This is a genomic window from Variovorax ginsengisoli, assembly GCF_030486595.1.
Taxonomy (GTDB): domain Bacteria; phylum Pseudomonadota; class Gammaproteobacteria; order Burkholderiales; family Burkholderiaceae_C; genus Variovorax; species Variovorax ginsengisoli_B.
Genome location: NZ_JAUJZH010000001.1, coordinates 22,725 through 46,128, shown reverse-complemented (window position 1 = coordinate 46,128; position 23,404 = coordinate 22,725). Strand labels below are relative to the sequence as shown.

20 protein-coding genes are annotated in these 23,404 nt (G+C 69.0%); 17 read left to right on the top strand and 3 right to left on the bottom strand.

The window, feature by feature from the left end; all coding sequences use genetic code 11:
* Positions 1–26 precede the first annotated feature (26 nt).
* The 11 genes from QZH52_RS00215 to QZH52_RS00165 all read left to right on the top strand — a co-directional run bounded on the left by QZH52_RS00215 (position 27) and on the right by QZH52_RS00165 (position 14,701).
* Positions 27–941, top strand: a complete 915-nt coding sequence (locus tag QZH52_RS00215) for a LysR family transcriptional regulator (protein WP_301802211.1) — start codon at positions 27–29, stop codon at positions 939–941.
* A 169-nt stretch (positions 942–1,110) separates the two neighbouring features.
* Positions 1,111–2,712 (top strand): xanthine dehydrogenase small subunit, encoded by a 1,602-nt coding sequence (gene xdhA, locus QZH52_RS00210; RefSeq protein WP_286536752.1) that lies wholly within the window; start codon positions 1,111–1,113, stop codon positions 2,710–2,712.
* Position 2,713: 1 nt separating this feature from the next.
* Positions 2,714–5,137 carry a xanthine dehydrogenase molybdopterin binding subunit gene (gene xdhB / locus QZH52_RS00205; protein ID WP_301802209.1) on the top strand — a complete coding sequence of 808 codons (2,424 nt, stop codon included), beginning with the start codon at positions 2,714–2,716 and terminating at the stop codon, positions 5,135–5,137.
* 65 nt (positions 5,138–5,202) lie between these two features.
* Positions 5,203–6,156 carry a LysR family transcriptional regulator gene (locus QZH52_RS00200; protein WP_301802207.1) on the top strand — a complete coding sequence of 318 codons (954 nt, stop codon included), beginning with the start codon at positions 5,203–5,205 and terminating at the stop codon, positions 6,154–6,156.
* A gap of 81 nt (positions 6,157–6,237) precedes the next feature.
* On the top strand, positions 6,238–7,596 hold the full coding sequence (locus QZH52_RS00195) for an NCS2 family permease (RefSeq protein ID WP_286527753.1): 1,359 nt from the start codon (positions 6,238–6,240) through the stop codon (positions 7,594–7,596).
* 39 nt (positions 7,597–7,635) lie between these two features.
* Complete coding sequence (locus QZH52_RS00190; RefSeq protein WP_286536641.1) at positions 7,636–9,177, top strand: ABC transporter ATP-binding protein; 1,542 nt, start codon at positions 7,636–7,638, stop codon at positions 9,175–9,177.
* Entirely contained in the window at positions 9,170–10,321 is a 1,152-nt protein-coding gene (locus tag QZH52_RS00185) for an ABC transporter permease (protein ID WP_301802196.1), read from the top strand. Before QZH52_RS00190 ends, QZH52_RS00185 begins: the two co-directional genes overlap by 8 nt.
* Positions 10,321–11,241, top strand: a complete 921-nt coding sequence (locus QZH52_RS00180; RefSeq protein WP_286536639.1) for an ABC transporter permease — start codon at positions 10,321–10,323, stop codon at positions 11,239–11,241. The genes QZH52_RS00185 and QZH52_RS00180 overlap by 1 nt, the downstream gene beginning before the upstream one ends.
* A 170-nt stretch (positions 11,242–11,411) precedes the next feature.
* Entirely contained in the window at positions 11,412–12,581 is a 1,170-nt protein-coding gene (locus QZH52_RS00175; protein ID WP_286371539.1) for a BMP family ABC transporter substrate-binding protein, read from the top strand.
* Positions 12,582–12,647: 66 nt separating this feature from the next.
* On the top strand, positions 12,648–13,646 hold the full coding sequence (locus QZH52_RS00170) for a Rieske 2Fe-2S domain-containing protein (RefSeq protein ID WP_301802194.1): 999 nt from the start codon (positions 12,648–12,650) through the stop codon (positions 13,644–13,646).
* Entirely contained in the window at positions 13,646–14,701 is a 1,056-nt protein-coding gene (locus QZH52_RS00165; protein ID WP_301802191.1) for an adenosine deaminase, read from the top strand. The genes QZH52_RS00170 and QZH52_RS00165 overlap by 1 nt, the downstream gene beginning before the upstream one ends.
* Here the strand turns inward: QZH52_RS00165 and QZH52_RS00160 are convergent.
* Entirely contained in the window at positions 14,659–15,954 is a 1,296-nt protein-coding gene (locus QZH52_RS00160; protein ID WP_301802188.1) for an MFS transporter, read from the bottom strand. The genes QZH52_RS00165 and QZH52_RS00160 overlap by 43 nt on opposite strands.
* 82 nt (positions 15,955–16,036) lie before the next feature.
* Here QZH52_RS00160 and QZH52_RS00155 point away from each other — a divergent pair, with 82 nt between their 5' ends.
* Together QZH52_RS00155 and QZH52_RS00150 are read left to right on the top strand one after the other, a co-directional pair.
* Positions 16,037–16,966: a LysR substrate-binding domain-containing protein gene (locus QZH52_RS00155; protein WP_301802185.1), complete on the top strand. Its 930-nt coding sequence runs from the start codon at positions 16,037–16,039 to the stop codon at positions 16,964–16,966.
* 83 nt (positions 16,967–17,049) lie between these two features.
* On the top strand, positions 17,050–18,147 hold the full coding sequence (locus QZH52_RS00150) for a BMP family ABC transporter substrate-binding protein (RefSeq protein ID WP_301802183.1): 1,098 nt from the start codon (positions 17,050–17,052) through the stop codon (positions 18,145–18,147).
* A gap of 27 nt (positions 18,148–18,174) precedes the next feature.
* Here QZH52_RS00150 and QZH52_RS00145 read toward each other — a convergent pair whose 3' ends face one another.
* Both QZH52_RS00145 and QZH52_RS00140 read right to left on the bottom strand, forming a co-directional pair.
* Positions 18,175–18,837 (bottom strand): acyltransferase, encoded by a 663-nt coding sequence (locus tag QZH52_RS00145; RefSeq protein WP_301802180.1) that lies wholly within the window; start codon positions 18,835–18,837, stop codon positions 18,175–18,177.
* Positions 18,834–19,979: a glycosyltransferase family 4 protein gene (locus QZH52_RS00140; RefSeq protein WP_301802177.1), complete on the bottom strand. Its 1,146-nt coding sequence runs from the start codon at positions 19,977–19,979 to the stop codon at positions 18,834–18,836. The genes QZH52_RS00145 and QZH52_RS00140 overlap by 4 nt, the downstream gene beginning before the upstream one ends.
* A 133-nt stretch (positions 19,980–20,112) precedes the next feature.
* Between QZH52_RS00140 and guaD the strand changes: the two genes are divergently transcribed.
* The 4 genes from guaD (at position 20,113) to ypfJ (ending at position 23,369) form a co-directional block, all read left to right on the top strand.
* Positions 20,113–21,396: a guanine deaminase gene (gene guaD / locus QZH52_RS00135; protein WP_301802174.1), complete on the top strand. Its 1,284-nt coding sequence runs from the start codon at positions 20,113–20,115 to the stop codon at positions 21,394–21,396.
* 45 nt (positions 21,397–21,441) lie between these two features.
* The gene (gene dcd, locus QZH52_RS00130; RefSeq protein ID WP_286371529.1) at positions 21,442–22,008 is read left to right on the top strand and encodes a dCTP deaminase; all 567 of its coding nucleotides are present in this window, start codon (positions 21,442–21,444) and stop codon (positions 22,006–22,008) included.
* 192 nt (positions 22,009–22,200) lie between these two features.
* Positions 22,201–22,440 (top strand): hypothetical protein, encoded by a 240-nt coding sequence (locus QZH52_RS00125; RefSeq protein ID WP_301802166.1) that lies wholly within the window; start codon positions 22,201–22,203, stop codon positions 22,438–22,440.
* Between the two features lie 50 nt (positions 22,441–22,490).
* Positions 22,491–23,369 carry a KPN_02809 family neutral zinc metallopeptidase gene (gene ypfJ / locus QZH52_RS00120; RefSeq protein WP_301802163.1) on the top strand — a complete coding sequence of 293 codons (879 nt, stop codon included), beginning with the start codon at positions 22,491–22,493 and terminating at the stop codon, positions 23,367–23,369.
* The last annotated feature ends 35 nt before the right edge of the window (positions 23,370–23,404 follow it).

Sequence of the window (23,404 nt, the reverse complement as noted above, 5' to 3'; positions counted from 1 at the left end):
TCAATAAAATAATCAGACTAAGCAACATGAACGCCATGCATATCGATTCGATCGACCTGAACCTGCTGCGGCTGTTCGACGCCGTCTACCGGGCCCGCAGCGTGAGCCGGGCGGCCGAGGCGCTGGGCCTGACCCAGCCGGCCGCCAGCCACGGGCTGGGCCGGCTGCGCCTGCTGCTCAAGGACGCGCTCTTCATGCGGGCGCCGGGCGGCGTCGCGCCGACGCCGCGCGCCGACCGGCTGGCGGTGGCGGTGCAGGCGGCGCTGGGCACCCTCGAGGAGGCGCTCAACGAGCCCGATCGCTTCGAGCCCTCGGCCTCGCGCAAGACCTTCCGCATCCACATGAGCGACATCGGCGAGGGCCGCTTCCTGCCGGTCCTGATGGCCCGCCTGGGCGCGCTGGCGCCCGGGGTGCGGCTGGAGACGCTGCCGCTGCCACCGGCCGAGATCGCCCCGGCGCTGGACAACGGCCGGATCGACTTCGCCTTCGGTTTCCTGCCGAAGGTGCGCGACACCCAGCGCGCGCACCTGCTGAAGGACCGCTACATCGTGCTGCTGCGCGCGGGCCATCCGTTCACGCGCGGCCGGCGCAACAGCGGGGCGCTGCTCGACGCGCTGCAGACACTCGAGTACGTGGCCGTGCGCACCCACGCCGAAACCCTGCGGATCCTGCAGCTGCTCAACCTCGAGGACCGGGTGCGGCTGACCACCGAACACTTCATGGTGCTGCCGGCGATCGTGCGGGCCACCGACCTGGCGGTGGTGATGCCGCGCAACATCGCCCGCGGCTTCGCGCAGGAGGGCGGCTACGCGATCGTCGAGCCGGCCTTTCCGCTGCGCGACTTCAGCGTCTCGCTGCACTGGAGCAAGCGCTTCGAGGGCGATGCGGCCAACCGCTGGCTGCGGCAGGTGATCCGGGAACTGTTCAGCGAGGGCGCCTGACTCGACAATGGTCCATGCGGCCTGCTCCAAGGGTTTTCCCTATCGCCACATACCGGACACCACATAGGCGCTATGGGTGGGACCGTATGCATGGCATGCGGCAAAGTACTAACTTCGACATGGCCCGATTTTTGATCGTTCCAGAGCGTTGACAGAACCCACCCACGAGATGCGCATGACCCCGAGCACCCAACCGATCCGCTTTTTCCATCGCGGCCGAATCGTCGACGTCAGCGGCGTCCATCCGACCCGTTCGGTGCTCGACTGGCTGCGCGAGGACGTGCGCTGCACCGGCACCAAAGAGGGTTGCAACGAGGGCGACTGCGGTGCATGCACCGTGGTCGTCGGCGAACTGGCCGAGCCGGGCGAGAAGGGCGCGGTCGGCGGCTTGCGCCTGTCGACCGTCAATGCCTGCATCCAGTTCCTGCCCACCCTGCACGGCAAGGCCTTGTTCACGGTCGAGGACCTGAAGGCGCAGTGCGGCCACGGGCACGATGCGACGCGGCACGAGAAGCACCCGGTGCAGCGGCTGCACCCGGTCCAGCAGGCGATGGTCGACTGCCATGGCTCGCAGTGCGGCTTCTGCACCCCCGGCTTCGTGATGTCGCTGTGGTCGACCTACGAGCACCACCAGGAGGGCGGCACCCAGCCGACCCGGCAGCAGCTGGCCGACGACCTGTCGGGCAACCTGTGCCGCTGCACCGGCTACCGGCCGATCCTCGACGCCGGCCAGCGCATGTTCGACCTGCCGGGCGTGCGGCTGGACACCGCGCCGGTGGTCGAGGCGCTCGCCAGCCTGAAGCACGACGCCACCTTCGACTACGCCGCGCCCCTGGGGCAGCGGCTGGACCATTTCCATGCGCCGACCACGCTGGCCGAACTCGCCGCGCTGCGCGAAGCCAAGCCGGCCGCCCAGCTGCTCGCGGGGTCGACCGACGTCGGGCTCTGGGTCAACAAGCAGTTCCGCGACCTCGGCGACATCATCTCGGTCGGCGACGTGGCCGAGCTGAAGCTGATCGAGGAGCGCGGCAGCGGCGCGGCGGCCGAGCTCTACATCGGCGCCGGTGCCTCGCTCGAGAACGCCTTCGCTGCCCTGGTGCAGCGGGCGCCGAGCCTGACCGATGTCTGGCTGCGCTTCGCCTCACCGCCGATCCGCCACGCGGGCACCATGGGCGGCAATGTCGCCAATGGCTCGCCGATCGGCGATTCGCCGCCGGTGCTGATGGCGCTCGACGCCGAGATCGAACTGCGCCGCGGCGAGCGCGTGCGGCGGATGCCGCTGCCCGAGTTCTATGTCGACTACATGAAGAACAAGCTCGAGCCGGGCGAATTCGTGCAGGGTCTGGCGGTGCCGCTGTCGGCGCTCGGGCGCCAGCTGCGCGCCTACAAGATCAGCAAGCGCTTCGACTGCGACATCTCGGCCTTGTGCGCCGGCTTCGCGATCGCGATCGACGGCGAGGTGGTGAAAGAGATCCGCCTGGCCTTCGGCGGCATGGCAGCCACCGTCAAGCGCGCCGCGCAGGCCGAAGCCGCATTGGCCGGGAAGCCCTGGACCCAGGCCAGCGTGAACGCCGCCAAGCTGGCGCTGGCGCAGGATTTCAAGCCGCTGACCGACATGCGCGCGAGCGCCGACTACCGGCTGCAGGTGGCGCAGAACCTGCTGCAGCGGCTGTGGCTGGAAACGCGCACCAACGACCCGCTGCCGGTTGAAGCCACCAGCGTCTGGAGCGTGATGCCCCACGCCGCCCTCGAGGCCGTGCAAGGAGCCTGACATGAACAAACCCCTCGATCCCAGCCTGTTCCAGTCGGCCGAGGCCTTCGCCGACTACCTGACCAACACCGCCGCGCGCATCGACGCCAAGGCCGAGGCCCGCGCGCATGACGATGGCGCCCGCGTCGGCATCAGCCGTCCGCACGAGTCGGCCCAGCTCCATGTCGCCGGCGAGGCCACCTACATCGACGACATCCCCGAACTCGCCGGCACGCTGCACTGCGCGCTGGGCCTGTCGCCGGTGGCCAACGGCCGGCTCACGGGCGTCCGGCTCGACGCCATCCGCGCGATGCCGGGCGTGGTGGCGGTGCTCACCGCCGCCGACATTCCGGGCAGCAACGACTGCGGCTCGATCGTCCATGACGACCCGATCCTGTGCAGCGGCGACATCCGCTACCTGGGCCAGCCGGTGTTCGCGGTGATCGCCGAGACCCGCGACGCCGCCCGCCGCGCCGCGGCCCGCGCCAAGGACGCACTCGACATCGAGGCGCAGCCGCCGGTGCTGACGCCGCAGGACGCGCATGCCAGGGGCCAGTACGTGGTGCCGCCGATGCACCTGGTGCGCAGCACGAACGAAGGCGGCGCGCAGGCCGCGATCGCCAGGGCGCCGCACCGCCTCAAGGCCGAGCTCGACGTCGGCGGCCAGGAGCAGTTCTACCTCGAAGGGCAGATCAGCTATGCGATCCCCAAGGAGGGCGGCGCGATGCACGTCTACTGCTCGACCCAGCATCCGAGCGAGATGCAGCACCTGGTGGCGCATGCGCTGCACCTGCAGGCCAACGAGGTGCATGTCGAGTGCCGGCGCATGGGCGGCGGCTTCGGCGGCAAGGAGTCGCAGTCGGCCCTGTTCGCCTGCGTGGCCTCGGTCGCCGCCAGCAAGCTGCAGCGCCCGGTCAAGCTGCGGCTCGACCGCGACGACGACTTCATGATCACCGGCCGGCGGCACTGCTTCTGGTATGAATACGAGGTCGGCTACGACGACGAGGGCCGCATCCTCGGGGCCGAGATCTCGATGGTCTCCCGCGCCGGCCATTCGGCCGACCTGTCGGGCCCGGTGATGACCCGCGCCCTGTGCCATTTCGACAATGCCTACTGGCTGCCCGACGTCGCCATGCACGGCTACTCGGGCAAGACCAACACCCAGAGCAACACCGCCTTCCGCGGCTTCGGCGGGCCGCAGGGCGCGATCGCGATCGAGAACATCCTCGACAGCGTGGCGCGCGAACTGGGCCGCGATCCGCTCGACGTGCGGCGCGTCAATTTCTATGGCAAGGGCGAGAACAACGTCACGCCCTACGGCCAGTTGGTGAGCGACAACATCATCCACGAGCTGGTGGCCGAACTCGAGACCACCAGCAGCTACCGCACGCGGCGCGAGGAGATCGCGGCCTTCAACGCCAAGAGCCCGGTGCTCAAGCGCGGCATCGCGCTGGCGCCGCTCAAGTTCGGCATCTCGTTCAACGTCAAGCACTTCAACCAGGCCGGCGCGCTGGTCCATGTCTACACCGACGGCTCGATCCTGGTGAACCATGGCGGCACCGAGATGGGGCAGGGCCTGAACACCAAGGTGGCGCAGGTGGTGGCGCACGAGCTCGGCGTCAGCTTCGAGAGCGTGCGGGTGACAGCGACCGACACCCAGAAGGTGGCCAACACCTCGGCCACGGCCGCCTCGACCGGTGCCGACCTGAACGGCAAGGCGGCGCAGGACGCCGCCCGCCAGATCCGCGAACGGCTGGCCGCCTGCGCCGCGGCGCGCCATGGCGGCGAGGCGTCGCAGGTGCGCTTCGCCAACGACAAGGTCGAGGTCAACGGCCGCACCTTGCCCTTCGGCACCGTGGTCGGCGAGGCCTACCTCGACCGGGTGCAGCTCTGGTCCGACGGCTTCTACGCCACCCCGGGCCTCAGCTGGGACAAGGACAAGATGTTCGGCCGGCCGTTCTTCTACTTCGCCTACGGCGCGGCGGTGAGCGAGGTCGTGGTCGACACGCTGACCGGCGAGTGGAAGCTTCTGCGCGCCGACATCCTGCACGATGCCGGCAAGTCGCTGAACCCGGCGGTCGACATCGGCCAGGTCGAGGGTGCCTTCATCCAGGGCATGGGCTGGCTCACGACCGAAGAGCTGGTCTGGCATCCCAAGACCGGCCTGCTGACCACCCACGCGCCGAGCACCTACAAGATCCCGACCGCCAACGACTGCCCGCCGGTGTTCAACGTGCGGCTGTTCGAGGGCCAGAACTTCGAGGACTCGATCCACCGCAGCAAGGCGGTCGGCGAGCCGCCGCTGTTGCTGCCGTTCTCGGTCTTCTTCGCGATCCGCGATGCGGTGTCTGCGGCCGGCGAGCACAAGGTCGACCCGCCGCTGCGCGCGCCCGCCACCAGCGAGGCGATCCTGAACGCGATCACCGCGGTCCAGGCCGGCGCCTGAGGGCCTTTCCATGTGATTGCCGCGCTGTATAACTGCCCGCACATTCCAGACCACGGCGGGCAGTCATGAGAGACCAAGCGCTTCTCGACAAGATCGATCTTCACCTCATCCGGGTTCTACACACCGTGCTGACCGACCGCAGCGTCTCGCGAGCCGCCATCCGATTGGGGATGTACCAGCCCGCCGTTTCCGCCGCCCTCAAGCGGCTGCGGGAGCTGTCCGGCGACCCGCTGCTGGTGCGCTCGGGCTCGGGCATGGTGCCGACCGATGCCGGCCTGCGCATGATCGAGCCGGCGGCCGCCATCCTGCGCTCGGCCGAGGTGCTGTTCAGCGACGCCCGCGGCTTCGATCCGCAGACCGCCGCCACCACCTTCCGGATCGCCGCCAGCGACTACATGGACCCGCAGTTCCTGCCGCTGCTGGTGGCGCAGATCAAGAGCCAGGCGCCCCTGTGCCACATCGAGATCCATCCGCTGTCGTCCGATTCGGACTACCACGCGCACCTCTCGCTGGGCCAGGTCGACGTGGTGGTCGGCAACTGGCTCAAGCCGCCGGAAGACCTGCACATGGCGCGGCTCTTCGGCGACGAGATCGTCTCGATGGTCAACAAGGACCATCCGGCGGTGCGGCGCGGCTGGGACCTGGAGAGCTGGCTCGCGGCCGAGCACATCGCGCCGACGCCGACGCATCCGGGGGCCCGCGGGATCATCGACCAGATGCTCGACGAGATGGGCCGGCAGCGCAACATCATGGCCCGCTGCGCCCACTTCGGGCTGATTCCCGACATGGTGGCCTCGAGCCTGCTGGTGCTGACCACCGGCCGCCAGTACTGCGAGCGCTTCGTCGACCGGCTGCCGGTCGCGATCCTCGATTGCCCGGTGCCGCTGCCGCGCCTCATGTACTACCAGCTGTGGCACGAGCGCACTCATTCCTCGAGTTCGGCGCGCTGGCTGCGCGAGCGCACCAAGGCGGTGGCGGCGTCGCTGCGGCCGCCGCCCGCCGCGGCCGGTCCCGACTAGACCGCACAAGAATTTCGCGCCGGCGTCGCGATACGGACAGGAACGCCACGAGCCCAAAGAAACGAGACGGAGACAAATGCGATGAACCGGACAGACACGGTGCCCACCGGGCACGCCACCACGCCACGCCCCGCCGCCAGCGGCTGGGCCGAAAGGCTCTTCAAGCTCAGGGAGCACAACACCACGGTGCGCACCGAACTGGTGGCGGGCCTCACGACTTTCCTGACGATGGCCTACATCATCTTCGTCAACCCGTCGATCCTCGGCGACGCGGGCATGCCGAAGGACGCGGTCTTTGTCGCCACCTGCCTGATCGCGGCGCTCGGCACCGCCATCATGGCGCTCTACGCCAACTACCCGATCGCGCTGGCGCCCGGCATGGGCCTGAACGCCTATTTCGCCTACGTGGTGGTCGGCCAGATGGGCTTCACCTGGCAGGCGGCGCTGGGCGCGGTGTTCGTCTCGGGCTGCCTGTTCCTGCTGGTCACGGTGTTCAAGCTGCGCGAGCTGATCATCCGCGGCATCCCGCATTCGATCCGGGTCGCCATCACGGTCGGCATCGGGCTGTTCCTGGCGATCATCGCGCTCAAGAGCGCCGGCATCGTGGCGCCCTCCAAGGCGACCTACGTCACGCTCGGCGACCTGCACACGCCCGAAGTGGTGCTGGCCACGCTGGGCTTCTTCCTGATCGTGGTGCTCGACCGGCTCAAGGTGCCGGGCGCGATCCTGATCGGCATCATCGCGGTGACGGTGCTGTCCTTCTTCTTCGGCGGCAACGTCTTCCACGGCATCTTCGCGCCGCCGCCGTCGATCGCGCCGACCTTCCTGCAGCTGGACATCAAGGCGGCGCTCACCGGCGGCATCCTCAACGTGATCCTGGTGTTCTTCCTGGTCGAGTTGTTCGACGCCACCGGCACCCTGATGGGCGTCGCCCGCCGCGCCGGCCTGCTGGTGCCGGGCAAGATGGACCGGCTCAACAAGGCGCTGCTGGCCGACAGCGGCGCGATCTTCGCCGGTTCGCTCCTGGGCACGTCCAGCACCACCGCCTACGTGGAGAGCGCGGCCGGCGTCCAGGCCGGCGGCCGCACCGGGCTCACGGCGCTGACGGTGTCGGTGCTGTTCCTGGCGGCGCTGGTGATTTCGCCGCTGGCCGGCGCGGTGCCGGCCTATGCCACGGCACCGGCCTTGTTCTTCGTGGCCTGTTTGATGCTTAGGGAACTGACCGAACTCGACTGGGAAGACACCACCGAAGTGATTCCGGCGGCGGTCACCGCGCTGGTCATGCCCTTCACCTATTCGATCGCCAACGGCCTGGCGTTCGGCTTCATCACCTACGCGGTGCTGAAGCTGTTCACTGGCCAGGCCCGCAAGGTCCACTGGATGGTGTGGCTGATCGGCGGCGTTTTCCTGTTCAAGTTCATCTATATCGGCGGACACTGACGACAATGCGTCCCTGAAACCCAACGGCCAGGCACAGGCATGACAATCCACAGACTCCAGCTCGCGCACATCACCAAGCGCTACCCCGCGGTGGTCGCCAACAGCGACGTTTCGCTGACGGTGGCGCCCGGCGAAACCCACGCGGTCCTCGGCGAGAACGGCGCCGGCAAATCCACGCTGATGAAGATCATCTACGGCTCGGTCAAGCCCGATGAAGGCAGCGTGATGTTCAACGGCCAGCCGGTCAACGTGCGCAACCCGCAGGAGGCGCGGGCGCTGGGCATCAGCATGGTGTTCCAGCATTTCTCCCTGTTCGACACCCTGACCGTGGCCGAGAACGTCTGGCTCGGGCTGGACAAGAGCCTGGCGCTGGCCGAGGTGGCGCGCCGGGTCCAGGCCAAGGCGGCCGAATACGGGCTGGACATCGACCCGGCGCGGCCGGTCCACACGCTGTCGGTCGGCGAGATGCAGCGGGTCGAGATCATTCGCGCGCTGCTGACCGACCCCAAGCTGCTGATCCTCGACGAGCCGACCTCGGTGCTGACGCCGCAGGCGGTGCAGAAGCTGTTCGTGGTGCTCAAGAAGCTGGCCTCCGAGGGCTGCAGCATCCTCTACATCAGTCACAAGCTGCACGAGATCCGCGAGCTGTGCACGGCCTGCACCGTGCTGCGCGGCGGCAAGGTCACGGGGGTGTGCAATCCGCAGAACGAATCGAACGAATCGCTGTCGAGGCTGATGATCGGCGCCGAGCCGCCGCCGCTGCAACACCGGCCGATCCATGCGGGCGCGGTGGCGATGCAGGTCAAGGGCCTCACCTTGGCGCGCGAGGACCAGTTCGGCGTCGACCTGGACGGCATCTCCCTGGACGTCCGCGCCGGCGAGGTGGTGGGCATCGCCGGCGTCTCGGGCAACGGCCAGAAGGAACTGCTCTACGCCCTGTCGGGCGAGGACACGCGGGCCGAGGCCCGCATGATCGAGGTCTTCGGCCAGCCGGCGGCCCACTTCAGGCCGCGCCGGCGCCGCGCGCTGGGGCTGCACTTCGTGCCCGAGGAGCGGCTGGGCCGCGGCGCCGTGCCGACCCTGGGGCTGGCGCAGAACATGCTGCTGACCCGCAGCAACGCGGTCGGCAAGGGCGGCTGGATCCGGACCGGCGCGCTGCAGCAGCACGCCGCCAAGATCATCCAGCGCTTCAACGTCAAGGCCGGCGGGCCAAACGCGGCGGCACGCTCGCTGTCGGGCGGCAACCTGCAGAAATTCATCGTCGGGCGCGAGATCGACGCCGACCCGAAGATCTTCATCGTCTCGCAGCCGACCTGGGGCGTGGACGTCGGCGCCGCGGCGCTGATCCGCGGCGAGATCCTGGCGCTGCGCGATGCCGGCTGCGCGGTGCTGGTGGTCAGCGAGGAGCTCGACGAGCTGTTCGAGATCTGCGACCGCCTGCATGTCATCGCCAAGGGCCGCCTCTCGCCCTCGATCGATCGCGCGGCCGCCACGGTGCCGCAGATCGGCGAATGGATGAGCGGCCTCTGGGACGCTTCGCCACATGCTGCCAAGGCAGCCACGGAGGTGGCCCATGCTTAAGCTCGAACCCCGCCCGCAGCTCTCGCGTTTCTGGAGCTATGGCTCGCCGATCCTGGCGCTGCTGATCACCGTGCTGATCGGCATGGTGCTGTTCGCCCTGCTCGGCAAGGACCCGGTCAAGGGCCTCGCGGTCTTCTTCTGGGAGCCGATCAAGAGCAGCTATGCGCTGGGCGAGCTGATGGTCAAGGCGACGCCGCTCCTGATCATCGCGCTCGGCCTGGCCGTGTGCTTCCGCTCCAATGTCTGGAACATCGGCGCCGAGGGGCAGTTCGTGTTCGGCGCCATCTGCGCCGGCGGCGTCGCGCTGCTGGCCGACAAGTCGACCGGGTCGTGGATCGTGGCCGCGATCCTGGTCGCCGGGATCCTGGGCGGCATGGTCTGGGCCGGCATCGTCGCCTTCCTGCGCGACAGGTTCAACGCCAACGAGATCCTGGTGAGCCTGATGCTGGTCTACGTCGCGGTGCTGCTGCTGGGCTACATGGTCTACGGCCCGTGGAAGGACCCCCAGGGCTACAACTTCCCGCAGACCAAGACCTTCGAGGCCGTGACCCAGATCCCGCGGCTGCTGAAGGGCTCGCGCGTCAGCATCGGCCTGCTGATCGCGCTGGCCGGCTCGGCGGCGCTGTGGGTGTTCCTGTTCCGCACCCGGGCCGGCTTCGCGCAGCAGGTCGGCGGGCTGGCGCCGGCGGCCGCGCGCTACGCGGGCTTCTCGGCCCGGCGCGCGGTCTGGATCGCGTTGCTGACCTCGGGCGGCGCGGCCGGCCTGGCGGGTGCGCTCGAAGTGGCGGGCCCGATCGGCCAGCTCACGCCCTACGTTCCCGCCGGCTACGGCTTCGCCGCGATCATCGTGGCCTTCGTCGGCCGGCTGCACCCGGTCGGCATGATCTTCTCGGCGATCCTCATGAGCATGTTCTACATCGGTGGCGAGCTGGCCCAGTCGCGGCTCGGCCTGCCCAAGTCGCTGACCGGCGTGTTCCAGGGCCTGCTGCTGTTCACGCTGCTGGCCTGCGACACGCTGATCGCCTACCGGATCCGGCGCAAGGCAGCGGTCAAGGTGATCGCCTCGACCTCCGGAACCGGTTCGCTTCAAGCGAGCACACCCCTGACGGCCCCCGTCGCCCGTCCCACCGAAGGAGCCGCATGATGGAAAGCTACGCACTCCTGCTCGGCTCCACGCTCAGTGCCGGCACCGTCCTCGCGATCGCGGCATTGGGTCTCCTGATCAACGAAAAGGCCGGCATCGTCAACCTCGGCGCCGAGGGCATGATGCTGTGCGCCGCGATCGCCGGCTTCGCCACGGTGGTGGTCACGCACAACACCTGGCTCGGCTTCCTGGCCGGGATGGCGGCCGGGGCGCTGCTGGCCGCCTTCTTCGGCGTGCTGGTGATCTGGCTCAACACCAACCAGTACGCCACCGGGCTTGCGCTGAGCCTGTTCGGGGTCGGTTTCTCGGCCTTCGCGGGCATCAACTTCGTGCAGGCCAAGCTGCCCGAGAGCGTGTCCTACGCGCTGCCGGTGCTGGGCGACATCCCGCTGGTCGGGCCGGCGCTGTTCCGCCATCACCCGATGGTCTATTTCGCGGTGCTGCTGACCATCGGCCTGATCTGGTTTCTGTACCGCACGCGCGCCGGCCTGGTGCTGCGCTCGGTCGGCGAGTCGCCCGAGTCCTCGCACGCGCTGGGCTATCCGGTGCGGCGCATCCGCTTCCTGGCGGTGATCGCCGGCGGCGCGCTGTGCGGGTTGGCGGGTGCCTACCTGTCGACCGTCTACACGCCGCTGTGGGTCGAGGGCATGGTGGCCGGACGCGGCTGGATCGCGCTCGCGCTCACCACCTTCGCGACCTGGCGCCCGGTGCGGGTGCTGCTCGGCGCCTACCTGTTCGGCGGGGTGTCGATGCTGGGCTTCCACCTGCAGAGCACCGGGGTCAACATCCCGAGCCAGTTCCTCAGCATGCTGACCTATATCGCGCCGATCGTGGTGCTGGCATTGATCTCGCGCAACCCGGCGTTTATCCGCGTCAACATGCCGGCTTCGATTGGGAAACCCTTCTACCCCGGCTCCTGATCAGTTGAGGACAGAGCAAAAACTACTGCGCACTTTCTTGATCTGTCCCGCAAGGTCTCACTAGTCCTCGCGCAGCAGCGCTTCGGAATTCGCCTCCGGAGCGGCCGCGCGGCTCATAATCACGTTTCCTTTTGTTTCTCCGCCAACCCGTCCTTCGAGGATTTCGAACAATGAATGATCTGAACAAGCGTTCCCTGCTCAAGCTGGCTGCCCTGACCGCAGTCGCTTCGGCCGCCCTCATCGGCTGCGGCAAGAAGGAAGAAGCAGCAGCCCCCGCCGCGGCGCCTGCCGCCCCGGCGCCCAGCGCTGCGGCACCGGCACCGAAGGCCCCGCTGAACATCGCCTTCGCCTACGTCGGCCCGGTCGGCGACGGCGGCTGGTCGTTCGCGCACGACAACGCCCGCAAGGCGATCGAGAAGGAATTCGGCGACAAGATCAAGACCACCTTCGTCGAGAGCGTGCCCGAGAGCGCCGACGCCGAGCGCGTGTTCCGCGACATGGTGGGCCAGGGCAACAAGCTGATCTTCGGCACCACCTTCGGCTACATGGAACCGATGCTCAAGGTCGCGGCCGACAACAAGGAAGTGAAGTTCGAGCACGCCACCGGCTACAAGACGGCCGAGAACATGCGCACCTACGACAGCCGTACCTACGAAGGCGCCTACATGGCCGGCGTGATCGCGGGCTCGATGACCAAGAGCAACACGCTGGGCGTGGTCGGCTCGGTGCCGATCCCCGAGGTGCTGCGCAACATCAACAGCTTCACGCTGGGTGCCCAGTCGGTCAACCCGAAGATCTCGACCAAGGTGGTGTGGGTCAACGAATGGTTCAGCCCGCCCAAGGAAACCGAGGCCGCCACCGCGCTGATCAACGGCGGCGCCGACGTGCTGTTCCAGAACACCGACTCGCCGGCCGTGCTCAAGACCGCCCAGGAAAAGGGCAAGCGCGCCTTCGGCTGGGATTCCGACATGACCGCCTACGGCCCGAAGGCCCACCTGGGCTCGGCCATCATCAACTGGACGCCCTACTACACCAAGGCGGTGCAGGACGTGCTGGACGGCAAATGGGCGACCGGCCAGACCTGGTGGGGCGTCAAGGAAGGCGCGATCGACCTGGTGTCGATCGCCGAGGACGTGCCGGCCGAGACCAAGGCCAAGGTCGAGGAAATCAAGAAGGGCCTGAAGGACGGCAGCTTCTCGATCTGGAAGGGCCCGATCGTCGACCAGGACGGCAAGGAAGTGGTCGCTGCCGGCGCGGTGGCCGACGACAAGTTCCTGAGCGGCGTCAACTTCTACGTCAAGGGCGTCGAAGGCAAGGTGCCGGGCGGCGACAAGAAGTAAGACGACGAACCGGATTGCCGGTCGGAAGGGTTGTCCTCGGGCAACCCTTTTTCATTTGAGACCACGATGATCGAAAGACAACTCTGGCACCCGGTCGTGCTGGCCGATGAAGTCGCAGCGGCGCCCGTGGCCGTGCGACTGCTCGGCGAGAACCTGGTGCTGTGGCGCGACGAGGCCGCCGCTGTCCACGCCTGGGCCGACCGCTGCCCGCATCGTGGCGCGCAACTCTCGCTCGGCCGCGTCGTCGCCTGCGATGGCCGAGCGGCGCTCGAGTGCCCCTACCATGGTTGGCGCTTCGAGCCCGACGGCCGGTGCATCCAGGTGCCGGCGCTGCCGGACTTCGTGCCGCCGGCCACGCACCGCGCCATGGCGCATGCCGCGGTCGAGGCCCAGGGCCTGGTGTGGGTCCGTCTCGAAAGTGTTGGCCAGGGCGATGCCGCGCTGCCCGCCTTCGAGGCCGAGTCCGACGCCGGCATGCGCAAGATCAGCTGCGGCCCCTACGACGTCGAGACCAGCGCCCCGCGCCTGGTCGAGAACTTCCTCGACATGGCGCACTTCGGCTTCGTGCACGAAGGCTGGCTCGGCGCGCGCGAGATGGCCGTGATCGACGACTACCGCGTCGAAGCCACGCCCGACGGCCTGCGCGCGACCGGCTGCAAGGCCTGGCAGCCTCAGTCCACGGCCCATTCGACCGCGCCGGCGCAGGTCGAATACGGCTATGAGGTCACGGCGCCCTATGCGGCGATGCTGACCAAGGTGCCCGAGGCTTCGAGCGTCGGCATCGACGGCTACCGCGAATCGATCGCGCTCCGGATCTGCCCGGTCGATGCCGAGCGCAGCCGGGTCTGGTTCCGCTTCGCCACTTCTGATTTCGAGCGCGACGCGGCCTCGGTGCGCGCCTTCCAGGACACGATCTTCCTGCAGGACAAGCCGGTGCTCGAATCCCAGGCGCCCAAGCGGCTGCCGCTCGACTTGCGCGCCGAGCTCCACACCGTGGCCGACAAGGCCTCGTCCCTCTATCGCCGCCACCTCAAAATGCGTGGCATCACCTTCGGAGTCTGCTGATGACCATTCCCCAACAACGCACCGTCCGCGACATCGCCGCCGACCGCCTGCCCGCGCTGCTGCGCGCCATGCCGAAGGCCGAGCTGCACATCCACATCGAGGGCTCGCTCGAGCCCGAGCTGATCTTCGCGCTGGCGCAGCGCAACGGCGTCGCCATTCCCTACGCCAGCGTCGAGGACCTGCGCGCCGCCTACGCCTTCACCAACCTGCAGACCTTCCTGGACATCTACTACGCCGGCGCCAGCGTGCTGCTGAAGGAGCAGGACTTCTATGACATGGCCTGGGCCTACCTGGAGCGGGCGGCGGCCGACAACGTGGTGCGCACCGAGATGTTCTTCGATCCGCAGACCCACACCGAGCGCGGCGTCGCGATGCAGACCGTGATGGACGGCCTGCACCGGGCCTGCGTCGATGCCAAGGCCAGGCTCGGCGTCGATGCCGAGCTGATCCTGTGCTTCCTGCGCCACCTCAGCGAGGAGGATGCCTTCGCCACGCTGGAGCAGGCGCTGCCGTTTCGCGACCGCTTCATCGGCGTCGGCCTCGATTCGAGCGAGCTCGGCCATCCGCCCGAGAAGTTCGCCCGCGTGTTCGCACGCTGCCGCGAACTCGGCTTCCACCTGGTCGCCCATGCGGGCGAGGAGGGGCCGCCGGCCTATGTCTGGAGCGCGCTCGACGTGCTCAAGGTCGAGCGCATCGACCATGGCGTGCAGAGCACCAAGGACGCCGCGCTCATGAAGCGGCTCGCCCAGGACCGCATTCCGCTGACCGTCTGCCCGCTGTCGAACCTCAAGCTGTGCGTGTTCCCCGACCTCGGGCAGCACAACCTGCGCGCGCTGCTCGACGGCGGCCTGGTGGCCACGGTGAATTCCGACGACCCGGCCTACTTCGGCGGCTACATGAACCAGAACTTCACCGAGACCTTCGCCGCCACCGGGCTCACGGCGCAGCATGCCTGGCAGCTGGCGGCCAACAGCTTCGAGGGCAGCTTCGTCGATGCCGCGGCCAAGCGCGCCTATGTCGACCGGCTCAACTCGGCCTTCGACGCCTTCGCCTGAACCGCCTCCGCCGGCGCCGAGAGCAGCGGCAGGGCGGCGGCCGCGCAGGCCGCGGCCGCCAGCCACACCAGCGGCCAGCCCTGCAGGGCCAACAGGTGGGGAATGCCGAGCGGCGTCGCGAAGCACACCATGAACACGCTGGTGTTCGCCATGCCCAGTGCGGTGCCGGCCCGGGCCGCGCCCGCGCGGGTGGCCAGCTCGGTGTAGGCGACGCCGTGCCAGGCCGACACGCAGAGGCCGCTCACGGCCAGCAGCCCGATCAGCAGCGCGCGCAGCGCAGCCGAACCACCGGTCGCGGCGTCGTCCGCCAGTGCCAGCGCCGCCAGTGCCGCGAACAGCAGCATGCTGAGCAGGCTGCAGGCGCGCAGGTAGGCCGGCCGGTTCCGGCGACGATCGGTCCAGCGCCCGCTCCAGACCCGCATCGCCATCGCCCCGACCTGCATCGCCGTCATCGCGGCCGCGATGGCGCCCAGCCCGGCGTGGCTGAAGTCGTGCAAGAAGACCGTGCCGAAGGACAGCACCGCGAACTGCGGCGCGCACAGGATGCCGATGCCCGCCGCGAGGCGCCAGATTCGGGCGTCGCGCAGCGGGCCATCCCGGTGCTGCGCGACCCGCGCGGCGGCCGGAAAGGGCGCGAGCGGCGCCGCGGGTTCGTGCACCCAGGCCCAGGCCAGCAGGGCGCTGAGCGCGCACAGTGCGGCCAGTACGCCGTACATCGCCGCAAAGCCGAAGCGCGATGCGACCGCCGGCAGCAGCATGGCGCCGACCGCGCCGCCGAGCGGCACGGCGGTCTGCCGGATGCTCATCGCCAGGCCGCGCTCGCCGTCGGCGAACCAGCCCATCACCGCCCGGCCGCTGGCGCCGTTGACGCTGCCGCCCAGCAGGCCGACCCCGAGCAGGCCGGCACCGAGCCAGCCCAGGCCGGGCACGTGCCGCGGCGTCGGCGCTGCCAGCAGCGCCATCGCGAGCAGCGCCAGGGCGGTGGCGGCGAGGCCGGTCAGCAGCACCGGCCGGTCGCCCCAGCGGTCGGTCAGCAGGCCCCACGGCAGTTCGCTCACGGCGATGCCGAGGCCCATCAGCCCGAGCACCAGGCCCAGCGTGGCGTTGTCGAGCCGGTAACCCGATCGCATCAGCACGGCGGTCATCGGGATGCCGCTGAAGGCGACCGAGAACGCCGCGTTGGCGGCGACGCCGGCGGCGAGCACCTTCCAGCGGTGCGACGAGGTGGCGGGGAGAGAGGGGGCTTGCATCATGCGGCGCAGTGTCCGCTCGTGCAAAGCTTTTGAAAATCAGAAAATAATCAACCATCCATCCACCAAAACGGGATGATTGACCATGACCCACGTGTTGTTCGATCTCGACGTTCTTCGCAGCTTCTCGACCGGCGTGGCCCTCGGCAGCTACGCCAGGGCGGCCGACAAGCTCGGCCGCTCGACCTCGGCGGTGAGCGCCCAGCTCAAGAAGCTCGAAAGCCAGGCCGGCACGCCGCTGCTGCGCAAGGCCGGCCGCGGCCTCGAGCTGACCGACGCCGGCCAGACCCTGCTGGCCTATGCCCATCGCCTGCTCGAGATCAACGACGAGGCCGCGGCCGCGATGCGCGGCGCCGACCTCGAAGGCTGGGTCCGGCTCGGCCTGCAGGAAGACCTGGGCGAAAGCCTGCTGCCCGGCGTGCTCGGCCGCTTCGCGCGCGCGCATCCCAGGGTTCGCGTCGAGGCCTGCGTGGCGCGCAGCGCCGAACTGCGCGAGCGCCTGGCGCTGGGCCAGCTCGACCTGGCCCTGACCTGGGAGGTCGCGGGCAGCGCCCCTCTGGACCATGCCGAGCAGCTCGTGCGACTGCCCTTGCAATGGATCGCACCCGCCGCGCCCGCGGCACTGGACACCGTGTGGTGGACCGAGTTGCAGCGCGCCGGCCCGCGCAAGTCGCGCGAGCCGCTGCCGCTGGTGATGGTCGACGCCCCATGCCCGCTGCGCGAGATCGTCACCACGGTGCTCGACCGCGCGGGCATTCCCTGGCGCCATGTCTTCACCAGTGCCAGCCTGGCCGCGCTGTGGGCCGCGACCTCCGCCGGGCTTGGCCTGTCGGCACGCCCCGCCTTCGGGCTGCCGCCGCACGTGCGCGTGCTCGACCGTACCGGCACCGGCCTGCCGGTGCTGCCGCAGATCGCGCTCTCGATGGCCCGCGCGCAGGCCGAGCCCGAAGCGCCGGTGGCCCGGCTGGCCGATTTGATGCGCGAGGCGGTGCGCGAAAGCGCGATCGGTCGTTGAGCGCCGGCGGCTCCGCTAAAATGGGCACCGGCGCCGCTGCCCCGCGGCGCCTTTTCCATTCCGGGGCCATGTAGAGGACTACCATGTATAAAAACCTCGCAGCCGCGCTCGCGGCCGCTTGTTTCTTTCTTCCAGCTTTTTCCCAACCCGCGCCGAAGGCCGATCCGCTGAAGATCGGCTTCGTCTATGTCGCCCCGGTCACCGATGCCGGCTGGGTGCGCCAGCACGAGAACGGACGCAAGACCGTCGAGGCCGCGCTGGCCGGCAAGGTCAAGACCAGCTATGTCGAGAACGTGGCCGAAGGCGCCGACGCCGAGCGCGTGATCCGCGACCTCGCGCAGCAGGGCAACAAGCTGATCTTCACCTCCAGCTTCGGCTACATGGAGCCGACGCTGAAGGTGGCGCGCGACTTTCCGGACGTGAAGTTCGAATCGATCACCGGCTACAAGACGACGCCGAACGTCGCGACCGCCAATGCGCGCTACTACGAGGGCCGCTACCTCGCCGGTGTCGCGGCCGGCCGCATGACGAAGACCAACGTCGCGGGCTACGTGGCGGGCTTCCCGATCCCCGAGGTGCTGCAGGGCATCAACGCCTTCACGCTGGGCATGCGTTCGGTCAACCCGCAGGCGCGGGTCAAGGTGGTGTGGCTGGACGTCTGGTTCGACCCGCCGAAGGAGCGCGAGGCGGCGATGGCCCTGTTCAACCAGGACGTCGACGTGATCGCCTTCCACACCGGGTCGACCGCCGTGATGGCCGCTGCGCAGGAGCGCGGCAAGCTGGCCGTCGCCTACCACTCCGACATGCGCAAGGTCGCGCCCGACGCCCAGGTCGTCGCGGTCACGCACCAGTGGGGCGACTACTACACGCAGCGCGCCCGTGCCGTGCTCGACGGCAGCTGGAAAAGCGGCAACGTCTGGGGTGGCGTCAAGGAGGGCATGATCCGCGTCGGCGATTTCGGCACCAAGGTGCCGAAGGCGGTGCAGGACGAAGTGATGACGCGCCAGCAGGACGTCGCCGCCGGCAAGCTGAAGCCCTTCCAGGCCGTGGCCGCCGATGTGCGCGACAACGAGGGCCGGGTCGTCATCGCGAAGGGACAGGCACTGGACGACGAGCAGATCCTGAACATGAACTGGCTGGTCGAGGGCGTGCAGGGGCGGGTCGCGCGCAAGGCGCCCTGAGAGGGCCGGCCAAGCCCCTCCGCGCCCTCAGTCCACGAAGCCCTGGGGCCGGTGAAAGTACGCGGCCTCGGGGGCGATGCCCTTGACCCGTACCGCGGGCTGGCCCGCATAGACCGCGAATTCCTCGCCGTGGGCCTTGTTGAGCACCGAGCCCGCGGCCAGTACCGAGCGATCGGGCAACGCGGCGCCGCCGAGCACGATCACGCGCGTGCCGACCAGGCAGTAGGCGCCGATCCGGATCGGCTTGCAGTCCTGGCGGCCGTCCACCACGTCGATGCCGTGGGTGATGATCTGCGAGTGGTAGCCGGCGAGGGTCGTGAAGGCTCCGATCTCGACCTTGTCGGTGCAGTCGATGATGTGCTGCTTGGTGATCGCGGCGTGCGCGCCGAGCACCAGCGCCGAGTCGCGTCCGGCACGGTGACCGAAGTGCCCGCCACCCAGCCGATGGCCGGTGATCCAGTTGGAGCGCTCGATGATCGAATGGGCGCCGCATTCCATCCGCTCCAGGTGGATGGCGACGTTCAGGTGGCCGATGCGGGCACCTTCCTCCATCACCAGGTGGCCCGGAAAGACGTAGGACAGCCCGATTCGCGCACCGTCCGCAATCCGGTAGCCCCAGAAGCGTCGCAGCAGCCAGCGCTTGAGCGACCAGGGCAGGAAGACCACCGCCAGCGCCGCCAGCCGCTTCATCGCTTCGCCTCGTGCTTCTCGATCGCCAGCCGGTAGGCCGCCACGTAGGCGGCGGCCATCTGGCCCGGTGTGTAGAGGGCGGCGTTGGCGAGCCCCTCCTGGCGCAGCTCGGCGAGGCGCGGGGTCGCCAGCTCGATGGCCTCGGCCATGGCCACCGGGTCGTCGGGGTCGACGTAGACCGCGCCCTCGCCGCCGATTTCGTTCATCGGCGCGAGGTCGGACGTGAACACCGGGCAGCCGCAGGCCTGCGCCTCGATCACCGGCCAGCCGAAGCCTTCCTGCAGCGAGGGGAAGAGCAGGGCGGTGGCGCCCGCATAGGCGGCCCGGAGCTCGGCGTGCGACAGACCCTGCAGCGTGGTGATCCGGTCGGCGACGACGTGCCGCTGCGCCAGCTGCGCCAGCTCGGGACCGAGCTCCGGGCCGACGAACACCAGCCGCTGCACCAGGGCCGGCCGGGACGCCGCGGCGGCCCGCTCGTGCAGCGCGATGAAGGTCTCCAGTACCCGCCGGCGGTTCTTGCGCGGCAGGTCGGCGCCCACGTGGAGCAGGTAGGGCTCCTGCGGCCGCAGGCCCAGCCGCGCCAGCAGCGCCTGTGACTCGGCCGGCGGCACAGGCAAGAATTCGTCGTTCAGGCCGTTCCGCGCCAGCACCACCTTCGACGGCTGGGCCAAATCGAGGGCCAGCAGGTCGCGCCGGGTCAGGTCCGAGACGCAGGCGATCACGTCGGCGCGCGCCAGTCCCCGCACGATGAGCCGCTGGAACAGCCGGCCGCTGCGGCCCACGTGCCAGCCCTCAACCATGCCCCGCGCCGCCTGGATGGCGATCACGTCGTGGCAGGTGATCGCGGCGGGCCGGCTGCCGAGCCAGGGGATGTACATCCCGTTCGAATGGTCGGTGACATGCACCACGTCGGCCCAGCGCGCCTGTCGCACCAGCGAGGGGATGAACAGCACGAACTTGTCGATGTAGGCGAACCACTTGCGCCAGCGCGCCGAGGGCGCGAAGCGCAGCACCCGCTGCGGCGGGGCCGCCACCCGCACCTCGCAGCCGAGGCGGGGCAGCTCGCGTTCCAGCACGCGCCGGAAGGCGAGCATGCTGTTCTGGGCATCGGGTTCGTAGTTCGCGACGAGAAGCACTTTCATGGGTGCCGGATTATGTTCGACCCTGCATGGCGGCCGGGCCGGCCCCCGGCGGGACGGCGCCCCGTTCGTGACATATAGCCTTCATATGCGCATGCAAATTGCATACCGCCGCGTCTGCCTTACTCTCGCAGCCATGCACGCCTACCGAGCCTCCCTCCTGCGATTCGACGCCGCCGGCCAACCGCTGTTCGACACCGACGGCCTGCTGGTGGTCGGCCCCGATGCCCAGGGCCGGCAGCGGGTGCAGGACGCCGGCGCCCATGCCGAGGTGGCGGCGCGCCACCCTGGCGTCGCGGTCACCCACTGGCCGGGACGCATCCTGGCGCCGGGCTTCGTCGACATGCACATCCACTTTCCGCAGACCGACATCATCGGGGCGCCGGCCGACGGCCTGCTGCCCTGGCTGGAGAACTACACCTTCCCGGCTGAAAGCCGCTTCGCCGACCCGGCCCACTCGGCCGAGGTGGCCGAGGTCTTCTTCGACGAACTGCTGCGCAACGGCGTCACCACCTCCCTGACCTTCGCGACCTCGCACCCGCAGTCGGTGCAGGCCTTTTTCGAGGCCGCCGAGCGGCGGCAGCTGCGCATGATCACCGGCAAGGTGCTTCAGGACCGCCATTCGCCCGATGGCGTGCGCGACCGGACCGAGCAGAGCCTGGTCGACACCGAGGCGCTGATCCGCCGCTGGCACAACCAGGGCCGCCTGGGCTACGCCATCACGCCGCGTTTCGCCCCCACCAGCACCGATGCGCAGCTGCGCGGCGCCGGCGAACTGGCGGCGAAGTATCCCGACACCTGGGTCCATTCGCACGTGGCCGAGAACAAGGACGAGGTCAAGTGGGCGCGCGAACTGTTCCCGCAGGCCCGCTCCTACCTGGACGTCTACGCCGGCTTCGGCCTGATGCGCGAGCGCGCGGTTTACGCCCACTGCATCCATTTCGACGACGACGACCGCCGCCTGATGCGCGACACCGGCACCGCCTCGGCCGTCAGTCCGACCAGCAACCTGTTCCTGGGCAGCGGCTTCTTCGACTTCGAGGGCGCCGACCGCATCGGCTATCGGTACGGCCTGGCGAGCGACGTCGGCGGCGGCACCAGCTTCAGCCCCTTCGCGACCATGCTGGCGGCCTACTACGTAGGACGCGAGGGACAGACCAAGCCCGGCGTGAGCATCGCGCCGTCGCAGCTGTGGTGGCGCCATACGGGCGGCGCGGCACGGGCGCTCGGTCTCGACGGCGTCATCGGCAACCTGCAGCCCGGGTGCGAAGCCGACTTCCTGGTGATCGACCCCAAGGCCACCCCCCTGCTGGCGCGCAAGACCGGGTTGGCGAACAACCTGGAGGAGCTGCTCTTTTCCTTGATCGTGCTCGGCGACGACCGCCTGATCGAGCGCACCGTGATCTCGCAAACCGGGTAGCGCGTCCGGGCTGCCTAGAATAGCGGCCCCAGGAAGGACCCCGACATGAGCATCAAGAGCGACAAGTGGATCCGGCGCATGGCCGAGAAGAACGGCATGATCGAGCCCTTCGAGCCGGGCCAGATCCGCGAGCAGGACGGCCACAAGATCATCAGCTACGGCACCTCGAGCTATGGCTACGACATCCGCTGCGCGCCCGAGTTCAAGGTCTTCACCAACATTCACAGCACCGTGGTCGACCCGAAGAACTTCGACGAGAAGAGCTTCGTCGACTTCCACGGCGACAGCTGCATCATCCCGCCCAACAGCTTCGCGCTGGCGCGGACTGTCGAATACTTCCGCATTCCGCGCAACGTGCTGACCATCTGCCTGGGCAAGAGCACCTACGCGCGCTGCGGGATCATCGTCAACGTCACGCCCTTCGAGCCCGAATGGGAAGGCTACGTGACGCTGGAGTTCAGCAACACCACCCCCCTGCCGGCCAAGATATACGCCGGCGAAGGCTGCGCCCAGGTTCTGTTCTTCGAGAGCGACGAGGTCTGCGAAGTCAGCTACAAGGACCGCGGCGGCAAGTACCAGGGCCAGCGCGGCGTGACGCTGCCCAAGGCGTGAGGCTTGGCGGGACAGACCAAGAAAACTGCGCAGCAGTTTTTTGCTCTGTCCTCCACTGACTAGACTCTTCGGCGCGTCTCCGGCGCGGTCCTACAGCGTCTCGGGCCCTATGGCGCCTGTGCCGCAGGCCGCGCCCCTGCATTCTCTACTTCCATCCCACGCGGCGTCCGCGGGGCCACGAGGAACGAGAACATGCCGATTTTCCAGCGCCTTCGCGAGACCCATCCCTACCGCCTGCTGCTGATCGCGACCCTGGCCGCGGTCGTGCTCGTCCAGGTGGTCGCCATGGCCGTGGTCACGCAGTCGCAGGTGCGAAAGGCGGAAGCCCACTACGCCGCCTCGGCCGCGGCGGCCGCGGTCGCGCCGGCCGCACCCGCCCGGCAGAAGCCGTCCCGCGAGGTGATGAAGGTCGGTTACGCGGCGGCTCGCTGAGCGCGTACCATCCTGCGACGGCCGTCCCGGAGACGGCAGAGGAGCGAGTCATGCGGTGGGAAGGCAACGAACAATCGGACAACGTCGAGGATCGACGCGACGGCGGCGGGGGCGGTGGTGGTTTTCCCATCGGCGGCCGCAGCATCGGCATCGGCACGGTGGCGGTGGCGCTGATCGCCGGCTGGATCTTCGGCATCAACCCCTTGACCGTGCTGGGCCTGTTGAGCGGTGGCGAGCCGGCGCCCCAGGTGCAGCAACAGGGTCCGGCCCACAAGCCGCCGCCCGATGACCGCGAGGCGGCCTTCGTCTCGACCGTGCTCAAGAATACCGAGGTGGTCTGGAGTGACATCTTCCGCCAGAACGGCGGCAGCTACACGCCCTCGCGGCTGGTGCTGTTCCGCGGCGTCACGCCCACCGCCTGCGGCACCGGCCAGTCGGCGATGGGGCCCTTCTACTGTCCCGGCGACCAGAAGGTCTACATCGACCTGGGCTTCTTCGACACCCTCAAGAACCAGCTCGGCGCGCCCGGCGTTTTCGCGCAGGCCTACGTGATCGCGCACGAGATCGGCCACCACGTGCAGGACGAACTCGGCATCACGGCCAAGGTCGACCAGATGCGCGGCCGGGTCAGCCCGGCGCAGGCCAACGCCCTGAGCGTGCGGGTGGAACTCCAGGCCGACTGCCTGGCGGGCGTCTGGGCCCACCATTCGCAGCAGTCCAAGCAGTGGCTGGACCCGGGCGACATCGAGGCGGCCATGAATGCGGCCCAGAAGATCGGCGACGACGCCCTGCAGCGCTCGGCCGGCCGCGCCGTGGTGCCCGACAGCTTCACCCACGGCACCAGCGCCCAGCGGCAGCGTTGGTTCGGCGCCGGTTTCAAGTCGGGGAACATGCAGGATTGCGATACTTTCGCGGCAAAATCGCTCTAGTTGTCGGGGCCTGTTTGGGGGCCTGAAACGGCCGG